This window comes from Flavobacterium chilense, from assembly GCF_001602525.1.
Classification (GTDB): Bacteria; Bacteroidota; Bacteroidia; order Flavobacteriales; family Flavobacteriaceae; genus Flavobacterium; species Flavobacterium chilense.
This window is the reverse complement of the sequence record NZ_LSYT01000015.1, coordinates 1-19,480: the sequence shown is the minus strand read 5'-3', so window position 1 is coordinate 19,480 and position 19,480 is coordinate 1. Positions and strand designations below refer to the sequence as shown.

13 protein-coding genes are annotated in these 19,480 nt (G+C 33.6%); 9 read left to right on the top strand and 4 right to left on the bottom strand.

All coding sequences use genetic code 11. From position 1 onward, the window contains the following. Positions 1 to 21 precede the first annotated feature (21 nt). From A4F88_RS24190 to A4F88_RS24165, 5 genes are all read left to right on the top strand, one after another. Positions 22 to 3,255 (top strand): carboxypeptidase regulatory-like domain-containing protein, encoded by a 3,234-nt coding sequence (locus A4F88_RS24190; RefSeq protein WP_082815846.1) that lies wholly within the window; start codon positions 22 to 24, stop codon positions 3,253 to 3,255. 488 nt (positions 3,256 to 3,743) lie between these two features. After that, positions 3,744 to 5,045 carry a hypothetical protein gene (locus tag A4F88_RS24180; RefSeq protein WP_068845622.1) on the top strand — a complete coding sequence of 434 codons (1,302 nt, stop codon included), beginning with the start codon at positions 3,744 to 3,746 and terminating at the stop codon, positions 5,043 to 5,045. 178 nt (positions 5,046 to 5,223) lie between these two features. After that, positions 5,224 to 6,075, top strand: coding sequence for a T9SS type A sorting domain-containing protein (locus A4F88_RS24175; protein ID WP_068845621.1), 852 nt, complete (start codon positions 5,224 to 5,226; stop codon positions 6,073 to 6,075). A gap of 58 nt (positions 6,076 to 6,133) precedes the next feature. Then, the gene (locus A4F88_RS24170) at positions 6,134 to 6,904 is read left to right on the top strand and encodes a hypothetical protein (protein WP_068845619.1); all 771 of its coding nucleotides are present in this window, start codon (positions 6,134 to 6,136) and stop codon (positions 6,902 to 6,904) included. 44 nt (positions 6,905 to 6,948) lie between these two features. After that, on the top strand, positions 6,949 to 8,298 hold the full coding sequence (locus A4F88_RS24165; protein ID WP_068845617.1) for a S41 family peptidase: 1,350 nt from the start codon (positions 6,949 to 6,951) through the stop codon (positions 8,296 to 8,298). Positions 8,299 to 8,553: 255 nt separating this feature from the next. On the opposite strand, the gene A4F88_RS24155 is transcribed toward A4F88_RS24165, so the two are convergent. Both A4F88_RS24155 and A4F88_RS24150 read right to left on the bottom strand, forming a co-directional pair. Continuing rightward, complete coding sequence (locus tag A4F88_RS24155; RefSeq protein WP_068845611.1) at positions 8,554 to 9,456, bottom strand: AraC family transcriptional regulator; 903 nt, start codon at positions 9,454 to 9,456, stop codon at positions 8,554 to 8,556. A gap of 165 nt (positions 9,457 to 9,621) precedes the next feature. Then, the gene (locus A4F88_RS24150) at positions 9,622 to 12,939 is read right to left on the bottom strand and encodes a TonB-dependent receptor (RefSeq protein ID WP_068845609.1); all 3,318 of its coding nucleotides are present in this window, start codon (positions 12,937 to 12,939) and stop codon (positions 9,622 to 9,624) included. A gap of 379 nt (positions 12,940 to 13,318) precedes the next feature. On the opposite strand from A4F88_RS24150, the gene A4F88_RS24145 reads away from it, so the two are divergent. The 3 genes from A4F88_RS24145 to A4F88_RS24135 all read left to right on the top strand — a co-directional run bounded on the left by A4F88_RS24145 (position 13,319) and on the right by A4F88_RS24135 (position 16,742). Continuing rightward, the gene (locus A4F88_RS24145) at positions 13,319 to 14,500 is read left to right on the top strand and encodes an aspartyl protease family protein (protein WP_068845607.1); all 1,182 of its coding nucleotides are present in this window, start codon (positions 13,319 to 13,321) and stop codon (positions 14,498 to 14,500) included. A gap of 165 nt (positions 14,501 to 14,665) precedes the next feature. Continuing rightward, positions 14,666 to 15,652, top strand: coding sequence for a YheT family hydrolase (locus A4F88_RS24140; RefSeq protein ID WP_068845605.1), 987 nt, complete (start codon positions 14,666 to 14,668; stop codon positions 15,650 to 15,652). Positions 15,653 to 15,779: 127 nt separating this feature from the next. Further along, positions 15,780 to 16,742, top strand: a complete 963-nt coding sequence (locus A4F88_RS24135; protein WP_082815845.1) for a CorA family divalent cation transporter — start codon at positions 15,780 to 15,782, stop codon at positions 16,740 to 16,742. 83 nt (positions 16,743 to 16,825) lie between these two features. Here the strand turns inward: A4F88_RS24135 and A4F88_RS24130 are convergent, their stop codons facing one another. Together A4F88_RS24130 and A4F88_RS24125 are read right to left on the bottom strand one after the other, a co-directional pair. Next, positions 16,826 to 17,290, bottom strand: a complete 465-nt coding sequence (locus tag A4F88_RS24130) for a hypothetical protein (protein WP_068845600.1) — start codon at positions 17,288 to 17,290, stop codon at positions 16,826 to 16,828. Positions 17,291 to 17,490: 200 nt separating this feature from the next. Further along, complete coding sequence (locus A4F88_RS24125; RefSeq protein WP_068845599.1) at positions 17,491 to 17,784, bottom strand: hypothetical protein; 294 nt, start codon at positions 17,782 to 17,784, stop codon at positions 17,491 to 17,493. A gap of 289 nt (positions 17,785 to 18,073) precedes the next feature. Here A4F88_RS24125 and A4F88_RS24120 point away from each other — a divergent pair, with 289 nt between their 5' ends. Next, complete coding sequence (locus tag A4F88_RS24120) at positions 18,074 to 19,096, top strand: LLM class flavin-dependent oxidoreductase (protein WP_068845598.1); 1,023 nt, start codon at positions 18,074 to 18,076, stop codon at positions 19,094 to 19,096. Positions 19,097 to 19,480: the final 384 nt, after the last annotated feature.

Genomic DNA, 19,480 nt, shown 5'->3' with positions numbered 1-19,480 from the left:
ACCAAAAACAAATTATTTATTATGAATGATTATTTTAGGCAATTTCCTATTGCCGTACAAATTCTGTTTTTTAGCATTTTCTTCGGAATTACCAGTACTTATGCCCAGTCCGGCACTGTATCTGTAGATTTTAGAAATGCATCTCCACAAGAAGTTTTTGATAATTTAGAATCCAGAACCCCGTATCGGTTTATCTATCAAAAAGATATGGATTTAAGTAAGCCGCTGATTACTCTAAAAAAAGAAAATAGTACGATAGATGAGGTTTTAAAAGAACTTCAGGCAATTACAAACTTAAATTTCAGAAGAAACAACACTAATATTGCCGTCAATAAAAAAACTTCTGCGACAAAAAAATTGGGGAGTATTTCGGGAAAAGTAGTAGATAAAAATGGTCTTGCACTTCCCGGAGCTTCAGTTAAGGTACTAGAAACAGCGAGTACAGGTGTTTCAGATTTTGATGGAAATTACTCCTTTAGTCTGGAAACAGGAACATATTCTCTTGAAGTGAGTTATGTGTCTTTTCAAACCCAAAAAATTACAGACATAAAACTGTCAGATGCCGCTGATGTTGTACTGAATGTGGTGCTAAAAGATGATGCAGAATCTTTGAATGAAGTTGTAGTCACACAAACTTATCAAAAAGCAACCGCTTCTACAGAAGGAATGTTATTACAGCAAAAAAAAGCAGCTCAGTTTTCAGATGGTATCTCAGCAGAACAAATCGCCAGAACTCCGGACAAAGACGTAGGAAGTACACTAAAACGTATTACAGGAGTTACCACAATTGACGACAAATATGTAGTAGTACGTTCTATGGGTGAGAGGTGGAACCAGGCCGTAATGGACGGTATTAATCTGCCAAGTACAGATCCCAATCAACAGCAGTTTAATTTTGATATTATCCCTACTGCAATGGTTGAAAGTGTCGTAGTAAGCAAAAATGCCACACCGGATATGAATGCTAATTTTGCCGGAGGTTATGTTGAAATAAAAACGAAAGACATTCCAAAGAAAAATTTCATGACGTTTTCTATTGGAACATCATACAACAGCAGATCTACCTTTAAAGACCGGCTGACAAAACAGGAAGGCTCAAACGATTATATAGGTTTTGATGATGGAACAAGAGATTATCCTTCAGGTTTAGTAAATATTGCCATACCAACTACTCAGGCAGAATCAGGACCATTTTTAGAACAATCAAAAAGATTTACACAGGATAATTTTACTACCTATAAAACTTATGCCGCTCCCGGTACTTCTTTGCAATTTGCTATAGGACAAGTATATGAGTTAAAAAATAACAACAAATTTGGTTTCGTTGGTTCAGCAATTTTCAAAAATACGCAGGATCAATTACAGATTGACCATACTGAAAGAGGAAATTACATGCACAATTCTGAGTTTTTACCTGAAAAACAAGGAGGTTATTCTACTTTTAAAAAATATGGATTTAAAAATTCCGGGGCTTCTTATGATTTTAATTCTACTTTGGGAGGAATGTTCAATGCAGGTATACAATTAGGAAAACATAAAATCACCATTCGCAATACTTATATGCACATGTACGATAATCAGCTAACCACTACTACAGGTTGGGATTTTTATGCAGGCGATGTTGAGGGAATTGTAAACGGAACTTTATTGCCATTTACCAAAGAAACAGATTATCCTGTTTACCAGAATTTCATTCAAAATAAAATAGAAGGAAACCACCGTTTTGAAAACTTCGAAATCAATTGGTTTGGAGCTTACAACAATACTTCAAAAGATACAAAAGATGCTACTTTCTTAACCAGTTTTAGAAGAAAAGTAGGAGAGGATACACAACTTTATCAGCAAATATACAATGCCAGTCCTGATGCATTCAAGAGATCAAATTTTACCAACAGCGAAAAAGATTATAACGTAGGAATCAATTTTAATTATGCTTTTAATTTTGGAGAATCATTTAAAAATAATGTAAAGGCAGGATATTTTGGTACATATAAAAAAGCAACCAATCAACAGGAAACATCTGCTTTGGTAGTTGTAGGACAAGGAACAGAACGAGCCATTATTGATTTTCCCATTTCTCAGTTACTGGACGGAAGTTATTATAAATGGGGAGGCTTTGGCTGGAACAGAATTACAACATATGGAAATGAATATATTGGAGATGTAAAAATTCATTCTCCTTTTTTAATGCTTGATAACAAAATTACCCAATATGTAAGACTGGTATGGGGACTTCGTGCAGAAAGCTATGTATACACTCAAATTGCAAGTCAGTCTGATAATGCAGCAGATTTTGAAACTGTACAAAAAGACGATGATATCTGGCAATATCTTCCTTCAGTAAACTTAACTGTAAGTCCTGTAAATAGTATGAATATCAGATTGGGATATAATAAATCAGTTTTAAGGCCTCAGTTTGCAGAGCGAATAAACATGCCTTATTATGATCCTGTCCGAAATGCAAAAGTGCTGAATTATACAGGCGGAATTGTCTCAACTTTAGTAGATAGTTATGATTTTAAAACAGAATGGTTTCCGTCACAAGGTGAGATTATTTCGTTTGGAGTTTACCACAAAGATATAAAACATCCTATTGAAGGAGTTACACAAATTGGAAACGACGGAGGTTCCCGTACCATTTATAACATGAACTCTGATAGTGCTAAACTTTTTGGAGTCGAAATGGAGTTGTATAAAAACTTATCCTTTTTGGGTGAAGGCGATATTTTAAAACAAATTTTTTTATGCGCAAATGCCGCATTCAACAAAACCAAAGTTACAGGTTATGTCAATATTGACGGTACCGGAGGACTTTATGAGGCCAATAGACCTTTGTATGGTCAGGCACCTTATAATTACAACTTAGGTTTAGATTATATTGGAGAAAGACTTGGTTTTAGTATTAGGCACAATGCTACAGGAGACCAGTATATTTTGGTAGGATTTGATTATCAGGCCGAAGAAATCCGCAAGCCTTATGCCGTAACCGATGCACAGGTTAGTTATAAATTTTTTAAAGAAAAAAATCTGGAAGTAAAACTAGGATTAAAAAACCTTTTTGATACTGCCATGGAAACCTACAATAATGCCAATAGCTACTCTAAAGATGTAGATTATGTATACGGTTCCAATCCAAGAGATCAAAAAGCGCTTGGAGCAGGAGCAACAAAAAAATACGATGAAGATATTGACCGCAATATCTTTAAAGCATGGAATGGCAGAAGCATTAATTTGTCCCTGAATTATTCATTCTAACCTCATATTCCCGCTTTGTTTTAACAAAAGATGTTATGAAAATTAAGAAACTGTTAAGAATAAAAAACAAAGTGATTTTTCTGTCTTCTGAAATCTAATGTATATAAATAAGAGAATATTCTTGCTCTTAAACAGATCTGTTTAAAACTCATTCTTTGAAAAACTGAAGCACATAAACTGAAAGAATTAACACGTCAGAAATCTGCAAAAAAAATCCAGGTATATAAAGACTAAAATGGTAAAAATGATTTTCACGTTCCAAAATAATTTCGGCTTTGTTTGTTTGGATTTTAAAAGAAAATGATGCTTTCACCAATGCCCCTAAAAGTGAAAGATAAATTGATAGGGATAGTCTTCCGGAGGTAAAAACGGAAAGCTTATTAAAAGATTTACCAAAAGGAAAGGTCAGAGGGAAGAAAATTTGCTGCTCCTCCCAACGACCTCTTAATGTGAAAATTAGCAGCAAAGGTAATCAAAATTCAATAATCATGAAAAAAGTTTTTTTGTTAGCGATTGCAATTATGTTCTTTAACTCATGCCAAAATGATGACGCTGTAGCGGATTCATCTTTTGCAATGAAATCTGCGAGTGCAGACTATGCTGGTTACCCAACCCCGGTACAAACAGTAAGCGGAAACATTACAACTAATACGACCTGGACAAACGACAGAGTTTGGGAAATTAGTGGTGTAGTACGTGTAATTGGTGCTAAATTAACAATCGAACCAGGTACATTTATTAAAGCAAAACCTTTAGCTCCTGGAGTTGCTACAGGAGTATTAGTAATTACTAAAACAGGTCAGATTGATGCTCAAGGAACTGCAGAATCTCCTATTATTTTTACAAGTTACAACCTTTTAGACGGAAACAGCGCAACTGGTGCTACACCTGGGGATTTTGGAGGTTTAGTAATCTTGGGAGACGCACAGGTTAATACAGGTCTTGTTACAAACGTTATTGAAGGTTTGGGAGATCAGCCTAATGTTTCTGATTTTTATTACGGAGGTACAAACAATCTACACAACGGAGGTTCTTTGAATTATGTTCGTATCGAGTTTGCAGGACGTATTTTAGATGCTGATACAGGTGTTGAAATCAATGGTTTAACATTAGGTGGAGTTGGTAGTGGTACTACAATCGATCACGTACAGGTTTCTTACGGAAGAGACGATTCATTTGAATTTTTTGGAGGAACTGTAAACGCAAGTCACTTAGTTTCTTTTGCACCAGACGATGATAATTTTGATTTTGACTTTGGTTACACAGGTTCTATCACTAAAGCAATTGCGATAGCTGACAGAAACTCTTCACACAGTTTAAGCGGAACAAGCCCTGACTCAAATGGTATCGAATTAGACAACAACGCTACAGGAACAAGTACAGCAATTATTACAAGACCGGTAATTTCTCAATTATCAATCATTGGAAATAGTTCTCCTACAGATGCTGCTCTTTACGAAAATGCGATCCACGTACGCAGATTAGGTCAAATTAGCCTTAACAATGTAACAGTAACAGGATACGTAACAGGAATTAGATGGGAAAGCCCTTCATTACCTGCTAATTCTACATGGAGTGCAATCTCTGTTCACGGATTTACAAATACAGTATTGCCAGCTGGTACAGCTTTAGGTTTCGGAAACGGAACATCTACTGCAAACCCTGCAACACCATGGAGTTTGGCTCAGCCATTCTTTAACAACGGAACATTAGATTTTACAGGAGCTACAGGAGCATTCAAAACAGAAGCTAACTGGACAAATACTTGGACAAAATTTAATAATTTCTAATAGCATTATAAATTAAATAAATAACAAAGACTGTCTAAAGAGTGTGTTTATATGTTTTTTTTTTGAAGAGTAGAACAGCTCTGTATACTTTTTATCTGCTCTGTTGTGGCTCACCATTATGATAACAAAGTATGCTTCTGTTCTCACTCTTTAGACAGTCTCTTTTAAACATTAAAAAATGAAAAAAAAATTACTTGTATTGGCATTTATGCTTATTTCCGGAATTGCATCAGCACAATTTACAATTTGGGAAGATGATTTTGATGACGCAGATGTATCAGACTGGACCTTGGTTGATGCAGATGGCGATGCCGTAAACTGGATTACACGTACCAACATTCAGATCGACGGAAATGGAGCAGTAGCTGATGGAACTTACAAAATTTTAGGAACTTACAATATTGATATGGCGAGTGGTTCACCTCTTGGAGTTGAACAAAAAAACTGGGCTATCACGCCAGAAATGGATTTGTCATTTTACGGAGGAAGCATACAACTAATTGTAAATGCGCAAAAAGCAATATTTGATGAAACTGATAATTTATATGTATATGCCTCTACAACGAATACAGATATAGCTTCTTTTACCCAGATTGGAGCCTTAAATATGATTAGAACAAATGATAATCTTCTGGATGTTTTGTTTAAGGATTATGTGCTGGATATTTCTCAGTTTGCAGGAAAATCTAAAGTATATTTTGCTTTTTTAAATTCTAATACACTCAATGTAGGGTACGAAATAGATAAAGTTTCAATTACAGCTACATCCTTAGGTATTGATGATATTGCAGGAAAAAACAAAACATTTTTAAAACAAAATCCGGTCGAAAATTATTTAAACCTGCAATTAAGTGATGCGGTAATCGCTGAAGATCTAAAGCTAAAAGTATACAATACAGTAGGATTATTAGTTAAAGAATCAAAATACAATGAGGCTGGTATTGCTGTTGATAATTTACAGTCAGGAGTTTATTTTCTTGTCATAGAAAATGGAAAATTGACAGAAAAAATAAAATTCATTAAAAAATAATATATCGGTCAGGATATAAACGTCAAAACCATTTTAAATAATTTAGTATTTACAATCCATGTCAAAGACAATTAAAATAGGAATTCTTTTTTTGATTATTGCTGTTATTTCTACAGCCTGTGCCAATGATGATTTAATTCCGGTTTATCAACCACAAAAGGCAGGTAAAGTTGTGATAAAAGGATACAATGCATTACAGGATTCAATCCAGATTTCATTAAATGGCAAATTACTTGTTATAGACAAGCGTAATGCTTTTGTGAAAAAAATAGAGAACAATTACGAGTTTGTATTTTATGATAACAGTTCAAAAAAAATAGATGTTATTAATAAAAAGACCAAAGAGGTGCTGCAATCCTATAATTTTACAAATGCTAAACCGCTTGACACACTTTCCTTTTACACAAAAGAAAATGTATGGATTGGGAATGTATTATCATCGAAACCCGGAAAATTATCAGCAACCAACCGTGTAGGATTCAGGTTTATATTTCCATCAGTCAATTTATATTCAAAAAGCGGTTACACAGGATCTCTGGATGCTATAATTAAAAAAACAAACGGAGATGTATTGGGAATATCTCAAAACATTACGAATCGTACTTTTAGTTCTTATTTAGAACTTCCGTTTAGTTCACCGCCTATTGTCAATGTAGAAATTGTAAAACACGGAACTACTGATTCGTACGTTTCTGATAAAAAAGTGACCTTTCAAATGGTTTTACAAAATAACAAATCAAAGCTTATTGTTCTGGATGAAAAAGCAACTGGAAATGTTTTTTCAGGTGTAGAAGGTAATATTAATTTGACCGATTATTTTACTTTTTAAAAAGTCTTATCCGGAATTAGTTTTTTAATGTGTAAATACAAAAAATGAAAAAACACCACTTTTTCTTTACTGTTTTTTTTCTCAGTATTCTTTTTTTTCAATCCTGCCAGACTGAAGATACTCCGGTAGTGTATGAAAAAGGAACAAATCAATATGCAAACAGCTGGATATTGGAGCAAATGAAAAAGTATTATCTCTGGAATGAAAATTTGCCAGAGGATACTGATTTGTCCTTGAATGCTAAAGATTATTTTAAAACATTATTGCAAAAAGAAGATCGTTTTTCATATGCAGTGAATGTAGCATTACCCGAAACATTTCCTAAAAGCATAAGGAGTAATTATGGCTTTGATATTTCTTTTGTTGAATTTGAAAATCAAACTTACGGTGTTGTTTTATATGTTTTGTCTGATTCGCCAGCAGAACGTTCCGGTTTAAAAAGAGGAAAGTTTATCAAGGCCATAAACGGTGTATTGTTAAACAGTCAAAATTTTGAAAACCTATATGCTAATCTTAATAATTCAGATAAAATACGATTACAATTAGCACAATATTCTTCAGTTTCAGGATTCTCAGCTTTTAAAGAAACAGAAGTGTCACGTGGTTTCACCTTTTCGAAATCAATAAAACATAATATCATTTCATACAATAATCAAAAAGTGGGCTATATCGAAATTCCTCATTTTGATATTGGTCTGGCAGCTTCTTTTCTTTCTGTTTTTAAAGAATTTCAAAATCAGTCGGTTGCCAAAGTAATTGTTGATTTACGGTACAATGGAGGAGGAGATGTATCCTCTGCGGCAGCTTTAAGTATTATTCTGGCCCCGAATATTAAACCAAATGATGTCTTTATTAAATTTAAAGGAAATAAAAATGGCGGACTGGTAACGAAGACGTTTAAAGAGGCTTTGGAAATGAATGAAACTCAGACCAATTTTGATGCATTACGAACAGTTCATCCACCAATCCAGGAATTATATGTTTTAAGTGGCAATCATACCGCATCAGCCTCTGAAATAATCATAAATAATTTGAAGCCTTATATGAAAGTTATCGTTATTGGCGACAAAACAGTTGGTAAAGATGTTGCTGGTTTTGCCATAGAAGATGATAGAATTTCAGGTGAACAGGGCTGGGTTTTGTATCCGGTTATTTATAAACTCTTTAATGTTCATGATGAAGGAAATTATGCCGCAGGTATAAAACCAACTGTTGAATCGAATGAGCTGCAGGAAATGGAGATTTTTCCTTTAGGAGATGCAAGAGAAATGTTGCTGAGTCAGGCGTTGAATGGAAATATTAGCTCTAAACAAAAAGATATTCCGACTATTAAAAAACTGGTTTTAAACAAAAATTATATTGATACCGATCCTTTTTTACTAATTGATCTATAGTCTGGTTCAGACTGTTTTTTGGATAAAAAGAGTATAATTAAACACGATGTGCTTAATTGTACTCTTTTTTTATGTCTACAAATCACTCTTAGAATCTTATTGTATACGTTGTTGTTTGGGTTGAATTAATTTCCGGTTTTTCTTTATAGTTATACTTTCTAGTGATCGTAAATGTTAGCCCTGTCATTAATATTGAAAGTATTGCAGCAGCAATTATTGACACTATTATTTCTTTAAATATCATAGAGTTTCTTGTTATTCTATTGGAATACATAAATCTACAATGCAAATTTTTTCCGGATGTTCATTAAAATTGTTATAATAAATTTCATAAGGATTTCGGTCAGCTTTTGTATACCCGTTTTCATTCATCCAAATAAAAAGGCCACTCCATGATTTCTCAAATTCATGTATTCCAATTTCAAAATGTCCCACAATACATTTGCCCTTTTCAATTGTTGTTAACCCAATTTCACCGCTTATGTCGACTTTTTCCTTTAGTGAAATACAGGCACTCATTCTAACTTTGTCAGGTTCTGTAACTTTAAAACTGTCATGATAAATGGTAACTACTTTTAAGTCTTTATTTTCTAAAAGTCTTTTAGTCACTGCCCATTTAATTAATTTCTCATAAGCATTTTGCATTCCCTTGTGGCCAATTTGGGTTATATAAGCGAGATCTAATTTTGGCATTTCTTTGATTTCAATTTTTGCTTTCATTTTAATCCAGTTTTTATGATTATTGATGTTGCAAATATATTCGTCAAAGGATGCAGAGCCTTGTCCATTCTTGCTATCTGCTTTACTAATCTTGCTAAACTTGTTTGGATTATTCTTTCTGAATTCAGTAGGGCTTATGCCGTAAAATTTATTAAAAGTTCGGGTAAAGGAAGAATTACTATTAAATCCATATTGTAAAGAAAGCTCAGAGATTGTTATTTCTCTTTTGTGCAAAAGTATTAATGCTGTTTTTTCAATTCTTTTACGGGTAATGTATTCATTTAAAGTTTCGTTGGTAATTGCTTTAAAAATCCGATGTAAATGAAATGGAGAATAATATCCAATTTTGGCAATGGTTTCCAGATTCAGTTCCTGATCTAAATTCTCATCAATATATAGTAATATGTTGTTAATTCGTTTAATGTAATCTTCTTTCATATTTTTCAGACATCAGAGTATTGGTATTTAAGAGGCTCAATATAATAAGACTTATGCTTAGAGCAACTGTAAATTAGCTGTAAAATTAAAAAATAAAAAAACGGCATTAAACTTAAAAGTCAATGCCGTTTTTAATTATTTATTTGGTTTTAGCCAGAAACTAAATTATTTACCAAAGATGTATCTAATTGTAAATTGTGCCTGCCAAACATCAAATGTAGAAGCGTTTTTCTGGAAAGTATCTTTAATTAAGAATCTGTTTCCAACCGCATCTGTTTGTGTTGCCAAAGTGTAAAAAGGAACATTACCTGTCGATGCCGAAGAGAATGCCAAGACATTTGGATTAGTTGCTCTTTGTGTAACTCCCCAATTTTTGTTTAACATGTTTGTAAAGTTTAAGATATCAGCTCTAAATTGGAAACTGTTCTTTTTACCACCAATTTTAATGTTAAGATCTTGTGAGATAGATAAATCTAATCTGTGTAACATTGGTAAAATAGCACCATTTCTTTCAGCATACTGACCTCTTCTTGTACGAAGATATTTATCCTGATCGATATAAGCATCAAATGCAGTTCTTTGCTCAGCTTCAGTATAAGTTCTTGATGTTGTAACACCACCAACAGTACTGGAAACAACAAGAGGTGTAAAACGAAGTTCACTTGCACTTTTTGGTACATAAATTAAATCATTACCACTTACTCTGTCTCCATTCATATCTCCGCTATAAGCGTAAGTAAAAGGATTTGCAACTTCTCCAATATATCCTAAGTTGATAGATGTTGAACCACCTAACAAACCTTTTCCGTATTCGATTTTGTATCCAATAACTCCCACTAAACGATGAGGTGTATTGTTGTTTGAGATAGAAACATCCAAATCATTGTTTCCGTTTACAGATCTTGCACCTGTCCATGATCCTGAAGCAATAGAACCTGCAGAAATTAAATCAGCAGCCTCAGAGTGCGTATAAGCAAATGATCCCCAAAGACCGTTTTGGTAAGGATATTCTAATTTAAATGTAGTAGAGTAGAAGTATCCTTTGTCAGAATTTGTTAAAACAATTGCATTTGAAACGTTATTGTTTACTCTTGTTCCTACGTCAGTACGAGAATATCTTGGTCTGTTATCAGTTCCTGCAAAAGTTCCAACAGGATTGGCAAAGTTCGCATTATAATAGCTTATTGCATTGATGTTCTTTTGAATTATCCCTTCAACTGTACCGGTGAAACCAAATGGAAGTTTTTGATCAACTGCCATAGTCGTTTTCCATACTTGCGGATATTTGAATTTTTGATCTGTAAAAGCTAAGTCAAAAGTAGTAGGTAAAGTTGGTGTTGCAGGAGTAAAATAATCTGCAGGTTTAGGTGTAAAACCATATCCTCCGGCAGCCAAAGCAGCCCCACTTACATCTACGAAACCAGTTAATACACCATTGTTTCCAATTTGGTTTGATAAAAATACAGACGGAGCTCTACCTGTAAAGATACCAGAACCTCCACGTAAAATTGTTGAAGCATTTCCGTTCAAATCTAAATTGAAACCAACTCTAGGTTCAAATAAATATTGTGCATCCGGCATTTTACCAGTATTGAATTTTTCGCCGTTAGCAAAAGTCATAGCAGTAACAGTTGGGTTTTCTAAAGCAGTATCAGCAAACCATACTCTTGATGCTCTAAGACCCACTGTAAGTTTAAAGTTGTCGCTTAGTTTTAATTCGTCCTGAGCGTATAAATCAAGTTTGTTAGACTTTAAAACCTGTAATGGTTCTTCACCACCCGGCAAAGCTGAATATCTATATTGAAAACGAGCCGGAGAAGTAGCAGTTGCAGTTGATGGTTTACCACCATTAGCTACTGACTGATCTGCAGCAGCATAAAAATCTGCTAAAGAGTTGAATACATAAACTCCGTTTGATCCTGAGAAGAACAAGTTGCTTGATTTGAAATATTCAAAGTTAGCACCTAAAACAAGAGAATGTTTTCCGATAGTTTTAGTTAAGTTATCTGTAAAGTGTAATGTAGAATACGAAAGCTTGTTACCTTGTGTAAAAGGATCCAAACCAACAGAAATGTAAGTAGCTGAACCATTTTTGATATCAATAGTTGGGAATAATCCACCACCTTGTAAACCTCTGTCTTCAATTTGTTTGTCGTAACCAGCAATAAAGTTATTATACCATGAGTTGCTCAGTTTACTGTTCAATTCAACAACGATAGATCTTGTATTATCTAAGATCGTATAACCACTATTTTTGAAAGACATTGCCAAAGAACTGGTTCTTCTGTTACCAAAACCTAATGAGTTTGAGTTAGAAGTTAACTCGTCTGAAGATGAATTGTGAAATACATAACGAGCAGTAAGTTTGTGATTGTCGTTAATATTCCAGTCAATTCTGGTTAAGAATTTTTTAGATGTTTTAGTAGCATCATAATTTTCCCAGGGACCTGTAATGTATCCAAACTTATCTTTCATATAGTTAGAAAGCGTTTGCATTTCAGTATAAGTTGGTGCAGAAATTTGTGCTCCTCCTTGCGGAGATCCTGTAGAAGTCCAGGTCGTAGCAGGGCTTACGTTATCGATAGTCTCAAAGTTACCAAAGAAGAATAATTTATCTTTTATGATTGGTGCTCCAACACGGGCTCCCCATACTTTTTCGTTAAATTTTCCAGGTACGATATCTACAGCACCAGCATGAGTTCCTATAAAACTTGATTTATTACTTCTGAAAGAGTTATAAACAGAACCTTCGATTTCGTTTGTTCCACTTCTTGTAACCGCATTAATTCCAGATCCTAAAAATCCGGACTGACGAATATCATAAGGAGCTATACTTACTTGTAATTGCTCAATTGCATCCAATGAAATAGCCGTTGATCCGGTTCTTCCTCCAGCCTGAGACTCATTTCCAAGACCAAATCCGTTGTTGAAAACAGAACCGTCAATTGTAAAATTGTTTAATCTTGAATCCTGACCACCAAAAGTTCCATTTGCTCCAGCATTAGCATTGTACTTTGTAATAGAGTTTACAGAACGGGCTCCTAATACCGGAACTGCTGAAATTTCTCTATTTGTAAACTGCTGTGATGCACCAGTTTTCCCTTTGTTGAAATTTCCGTTTGATTTTGTTGTAACCACAACTTCCTGAAGAGCATTTGATTCTTCCTCGATTTTAACGTTTACAGTAAGGTTGTTTCCTAAACCAACGTTAATGTCAGTAATTTCAGTTGTTTTAAAGCCAACATAAGTTACTTTTAAAGTATAAGGACCTCCTGGTCTTAATCCTTGCGCAGCATATCCACCGTCGAAATCTGTAGTAGAGAAATACTTTGTTCCGGTTGGTTTGTGAACGATTTCCACAGTTGCTCCCGGAAGCGCTTCTCCCTTGTTTGATCTAACAGTTCCTGACATAGCTGAGCTCGTAACCTGAGCATGGCCTAAGGCTGATAGAAAAATAATCAAAATAAAAATAATTTTTTTCATTTATATAGTTTTTTGTTTTTGGCAAAACTATAACATTCAGAAGCGATAGTGTTAAGGAAGTGTTAATAAAGACAGGCCTTAAGTCAAGTTTACGTTGGGTTGCGACGTTTTCACTTTCAGTTAAAATAATAAATAGCTTATAACTCTGGTTAATTAAAAATGATTTTGCACAGTAACTTTTTTGATATGGTTATTTTATAAAAAGCAAATTAATTTGATCTATTTTCAAGCATCAATTTTATTTGTAAGCTTTTATAGATAAATGGTAAAACTGGATTGTTCGTTATTTGAATGCGGATTCAAATAAAATATATTTAATAATAGCGTAACATTGTTATTGTGTAAGTTTGTGTAACATTCAATTTATAAATAAGTTACAATGATAAAATTCTATTTTCTGGTTTTTTTATTAATTCCTTTTGGGGTATTTAGTCAAAACATAAATAAGAGTGAAATAACAGTTAGTAATTTTTGTGATACGATTCCTTTTGAATATATCCGCGGAAAAGTAATTGTGAAAGTTGTAATAAACAATGAACCAAAACGTTTCCTGTTCGATACAGGAGCTCCGTTTCTTATTTCTAATAACTTAAAGCAAGCTATAAATGCTACTACATTTGGATCTGTTAACGTTACAGATGTTGGAGGGAAAACTGTACAGCAGGAGATCGTAAAGGTTCCGGCTTTGAGTATAGGAAAGGTTTCTTTTAAGGATGGTGTTGCCATTGTTTTTGATAGTAAAAAAACAGGAATGTTAGATTGTTTTAATATTGATGGCATAATTGGCAGTACGATATTAAAACATTGTGTTGTTCAAATTGATCTTAACAAAAAGATTATTATTCTGACTGACAAAGCATCAAAATTAGATTTGAATACTGCTTTTAAATCTAAAATAAAACTGGATGAAAACAGCAGGCCGTTTATAAAACCGGATTTTGGTCAGTATGATGATCTAACGGCTTTATTTGACAGTGGTTCAGATAAGTTTCTTTTGTTATCAGCAGAGGGATATAAAAAATTAAATTCAAAAGGTATTGCGAAGGTAATAAACGAAGGTTATGGCTCTACATCTTCCGGATTGCATGGAGCCGGAAAAACAGGTACAGAAAACAGGGTTGAAGTAAAAATTGTTCTTTTTGGCAATGCCGTTATCAAAGATATTGTAACATCTGTATCAGAGCATAAAAATAAAAATGCGATGGGTATGGGATTGGCAAAATACGGAATTATTACTATAGATTATTTAGAGCAAAGTTTTTACTTTAAGCCTTATTCAGCATCTCAAACCTATCAGTCACCTCCATTTTTTGGTTTTGACACACAATTGATTAATGGAGCTTACACCATTTCCGCAGTTTACAAAAATACTGATGCCGAAAAATTAGGTTTACAAAACGGATATTTGATCACGAAAATTAACGATTTTGATTTGTCAAATAACCAAATGGATTTATTGTGCAAGCTATTCTTGTCTGATTATCTTCAGGGTGACATTGTAAAAATAAGCTTTACAGACAATTTAGGAAGTAATAAGACTGTCGAAATAAAAGCACAATAATAGCGTTGTTACTACAGTTACAAATCGTTTTAAGATAAGAGGGCTTAACTTTTCAGCATACCTCTTTTAAGTCGTTATTCCTGAAAATGAAATAAAAAGCCGGTTTTAAGTAATCTATTGATTGATTTCTTAGATTTGTAGTACGCACCGTAAAAACTTTTTGTCATGCCGATAATTGAACAATCAGAATATAATTTTCCTTCTATTATTCATCGCAATAGGCATATTTCTACCATTTATGCTGCTTTGTTTAAAAAATTTGACGCGCCCGGATATACAAGGGAAAAACGTGAATTGAATGATGGAGATTTTATCAATATCGATTTTATAATAAATGACTCTAAAAAAGCAGTTATTTTATGTCATGGTTTAGAAGGAGATTCCCGCAGAACGTACAATAATAGTTGTGCAGCCTATTTTCAGCAGAAAGGTTTTTCAGTTTTTGCCTGGAACAATCGTACCTGTGGAGGAGAAATGAACCGACTTCCGAGACTTTATCACCATGGTGCAGTCGATGACCTTGACGAGGTAGTACAGTTTGTTTTACAAAAAGGATTCGAAGAAGTTTATTTAATCGGATATTCCATGGGAGGTGTTCAGCTTCTCAATTATTTTGGCTGGACCAAAATCGATGAGCGTATAAAAGGAGCAGTTTCGATTTCAGTACCCACACATATTGCAACAAGTGCAGCTGTACTCAAACAAGGTTTTAACAGAGTTTACTTAAAGAATTTTACAATTGATATTAAAAGAAAACTCAAATACAAAGCGGCACAGTTTCCTGATTTTATAAACCGTGATCAGATTGATAAAATTTCTTCTTTTGATGAAGTTGACCATTATTTTACAGCTCCACTACACGGATTCGCGAGTCGTGATGACTATTATCAACGTGTTTCCCCGGAATTTTCCCTTAAAAATATTACCACCCCGGTTTTAATTATTAATTCTCTCGATGATCCTTTTTTGGGAGAAAGATGTTATCCCAGAGCTATAGCAAAAGACAGTGCATATGTTTATCTCGAAACTCCAAAATATGGAGGACATTGTGCTTTTCCTCTCCGTAATTCAACATATTCCTACGCAGAGAAAAGAGCTTATGAGTTTTTTAAATCCTGCAACACTTTAGAGAAGATTATCAAGGCTGAATAATAAATTAAGAAGGTTATTTTGTTAGTTTCAGAGAATGGAGTTATCTTAGAGGTAACTGCTGTATTTATTAAATGTATAATAAGGTTAAGTTGGCAGGAAAGTACAACCGAAAACAAAATAACAATTCATGATAATCGAACTTTTAGATAAAGATAAAAACATCGTTAAAGTAAAAAGTATTGACCAGATTCCTAAAGATTTGAGCTACATTAACAGTGTACAGATTATCAATTATAAAAAAGAAGATGTTACAACTTTTGAAAGGCTTTTTGATATTGATACAACAATATTAAATAATAGCGAGGATATAGAATTGAGTTCTCATTATCTGGAGAAAGAAAATCAATTAGCATTTAATTTTTCATTTCCATATTTTACAACTCAGAATAAAATTGAAGAAGTAATTGTTTCATTTATTTTAAAAGAGAAAATCATGTTTTCTTTCATGGATATTAATTTTGAAAAGTTCATACCTGAAAATAAAAAACAGGAACATTTTGATAAAATTAAAAACCTGCCATTTACGATTGATACTTTTCTTTTAATGATGATTGGAATAGTCCCTGATTATTTTGCAGACTTAACAGAAGTTATCGCAAAGAATATTAAAACAATTTACTCCGGTTTACAGAAAGAAAACAATTTTTCTGAACATGGTTTAAATGAAATAACAGCCCTCAAGTTTAACAACCTTCTTGTAAAGGAATCTCTGAACGAATTTAGGAGGATTTTACATTTGCTTAGAAAAAGCACAAAACTTAGTGCTGAAATTAAAGAGACGATTTTATTAGAATTAAGCGATTTAACCGTGATTAATGAATATGTTCAAAATAATTTTGAACGCTTAGATGATTTAAAAGATTATATCTCTACAAAAATTGACCTGGAGCAGAATCGTATTTTTAAAACATTAACTATTATAACAATGTGCATTTCACTACCAATGCTGGTTGCAGGAATTTATGGCATGAACTTTAAGAATATGCCTGAATTAGAGTGGGAGTATGGATATTTTTACGCAATAGTATTAATATTAATCTGTTTCGTTGCTCCGTTAATTTGGTTTAAGCGTAAAAAATGGCTGAATTAAAACAGGTGTAAAGAATTAGGACTGCTAGTAACTTTCTTAAATCAGAATAGAATTTTAAGAGAATAATTCTGTTACATTATAAATTAATCTTTTTTATTCTCAAACTGCACTTTAAATTTACCCCAAAAAGGATTATCAGCCATTAGCGAATGTCCAATTACAATAATATGATCTCCTTTTTGTGTTAGTTGAATTTTTAAATCCATTCCAAAAGGCCCATCAGAGGTTTTATCGGGAAAAATAATTTGGTTAAAGCGAATATTTCCTTTGCCACCAACAGGTAGAATTACTGCTTTTAATTCACCTAAATTTTCATTTCTAAATTTGACATATATTTTTGGATGAATAGAATCTAAAACACCTTCAGCTGTAAAGACACCATTTTTATCTGTTGCATTCATATAAATAGTATCTCCGGTTTGTTTGTTTTCTTCTTTGTCTTTATTTGCGAGAATCGGTTTTGACCCTTCAGGCGAAGTATTCCTATTTTCTTTTTGTAGACATGCAAAAAAGAAAACGGATATTAAAAGCATTAAAAAATTTTTCATAAATGTATTTTTAAAGGTATCTCAAATTTAGTTCATTTTTGAGGATATTAGTTACAGATCAGTTTTGGCTACATATAATTAGTTACAATTTTTTTCTGTTTCATTCTTTTCAAGAAAAGCTTTCACCTAAAAAGTACATATATTAAAGTAAAAAGCCAAAGAATATCTCATTGGCTTTAAAAAGATTTGCTTGTGTAGTTTTAGTCAAGTATTATAAAAGCACCTGGTTGCTCTTCATTTTTATCATATTCTCCTGCATAGTCTTTGTGTGAAGACTCTTCTTCCCAATCATTTTCATCGTACTCTGATTCGAAATCATCCTCAAGATCATCTTCCAGTCCTCCAAGTTCTAAGTCATAATGTCTGCTCGCTTTTAATGCAGCCTGAAAACTGCCATCCAGATAATCATCATAATTTAATGAAAGTTGCTCCTCGTAAGAAGTTAAACCATCTACAGATTCCTCAGGTGTGTATAAGTAATTTTCGGATCTCATATTTAATCAAATTAAATTAATAAATTAACGATGCCTAATGTTATAATTAGGTTATCTTAAAATTACACTTTAGGTGATGAGATAAGTTATATAATTTTAGCCGAGCATTGTTAAATTGCCATATTACAGTAAGTTAAATTAATTTTATTTAGATTATGAAAACTTAGCTTATAAGCAAACCTGAAAAGATAAAACTTAGCAAATGATTAACACTTTCTATAATAAAGAGTATAAACCCACTCGATAATGATGCGTATATTTGAAATTGTAAATATTAACAATGCTATCTATGAAGAAAATAGGATTTTTATCGTTTGGACACTGGGCCGATCATCCTTCCTATAAAGCTCGTACAGCAAGCGATACATTGCTTCAGTCTATTGATTTGGCTGTTGCTGCAGAGGAAATTGGCTTGGATGGTGCTTATTTCAGAGTTCATCATTTTGCAAGACAGCTGGCATCGCCTTTTCCTTTACTCTCGGCGATTGGTGCAAAAACGAGCCAGATAGAAATTGGGACAGGTGTTATCGATATGCGGTATGAAAACCCATTGTATATGGTGGAAGATGCCAGTTCTGCGGATTTAATTTCGGGAGGACGTTTACAATTAGGTATCAGCAGAGGATCACCGGAGCAGGTTATTGACGGCTGGCGCTCTTTTGGGTATGAACCTAAAGAAGGTGAAACAGATGCTGATATGGGACGTAAAAAAGCTTTAGAATTTCTGGATAAGTTAAATGGCGTTGGATTTGCAGAGCCTAATCCATATCCTATGTTTCCAAATCCACCGGGCTTATTACGTCTGGAACCACATTCTGAAGGACTAAGAGAACGAATCTGGTGGGGAGCGGCATCTAATGCTACTGCTGTTTGGGCGGCCGAAAACGGAATGCACCTGCAAAGTTCTACCCTGAAGTATGATGAAAATGGAAAACCTTTTCATATTCAACAAGCCGAACAGATCAGGTTATATAAAGAAGCCTGGAAAAAAGCCGGACATCAGCGCGAGCCAAGAGTTTCTGTTAGCCGTTCAATTTTTGCACTCATCACAGATCAGGATAAATATTATTTTGGAGATCAGGGTAAAGGTTCTGATAGCTTTGGTAATATAGAAAGTGATAAACGGGCAATCTTCGGAAAGAGTTATGCCGCCGAACCGGATAAGCTCATCGCAGAGTTAGCCCAGGATGAAGCAATTCAGGAAGCAGATACCTTGCTGTTAACAATACCTAACACATTGGGCGTAGACTATAATGTACATATACTATCGTCTATACTAAAATACATCGCCCCGGAATTAGGCTGGCGTTAAATTTTTTCAAAACAAAGAATAAAGCCAGTATAAATTTTTGCTGGCTTTATTCTTTTTTAATAAGTATGTTTATTTTTTTACCTTTCTTGGGTTTTTAATACTGAACCAGAGGCTAAAAAGATTTTTACAGCTATCGGACTTAAGTTATAGGTTTTTATAATCACTATATATAAGGAGTATAAATGAACAAACGGACTTAGATGTTTAATTTAAACGAGTAGAAATAGCGAAAAGCACCCTCTGTGGTTGCTTTATTCTTTCAATCATCTAAAAAGGGTGACGAGTCTTCCTTATGTAAGGTATAAAGATCTGGATAAAGAGTGCTAAAAAGATGCAAAGTTGCTAAAACTGGCAGGTTTTACTGTGATGAAATTAGAGTAAATC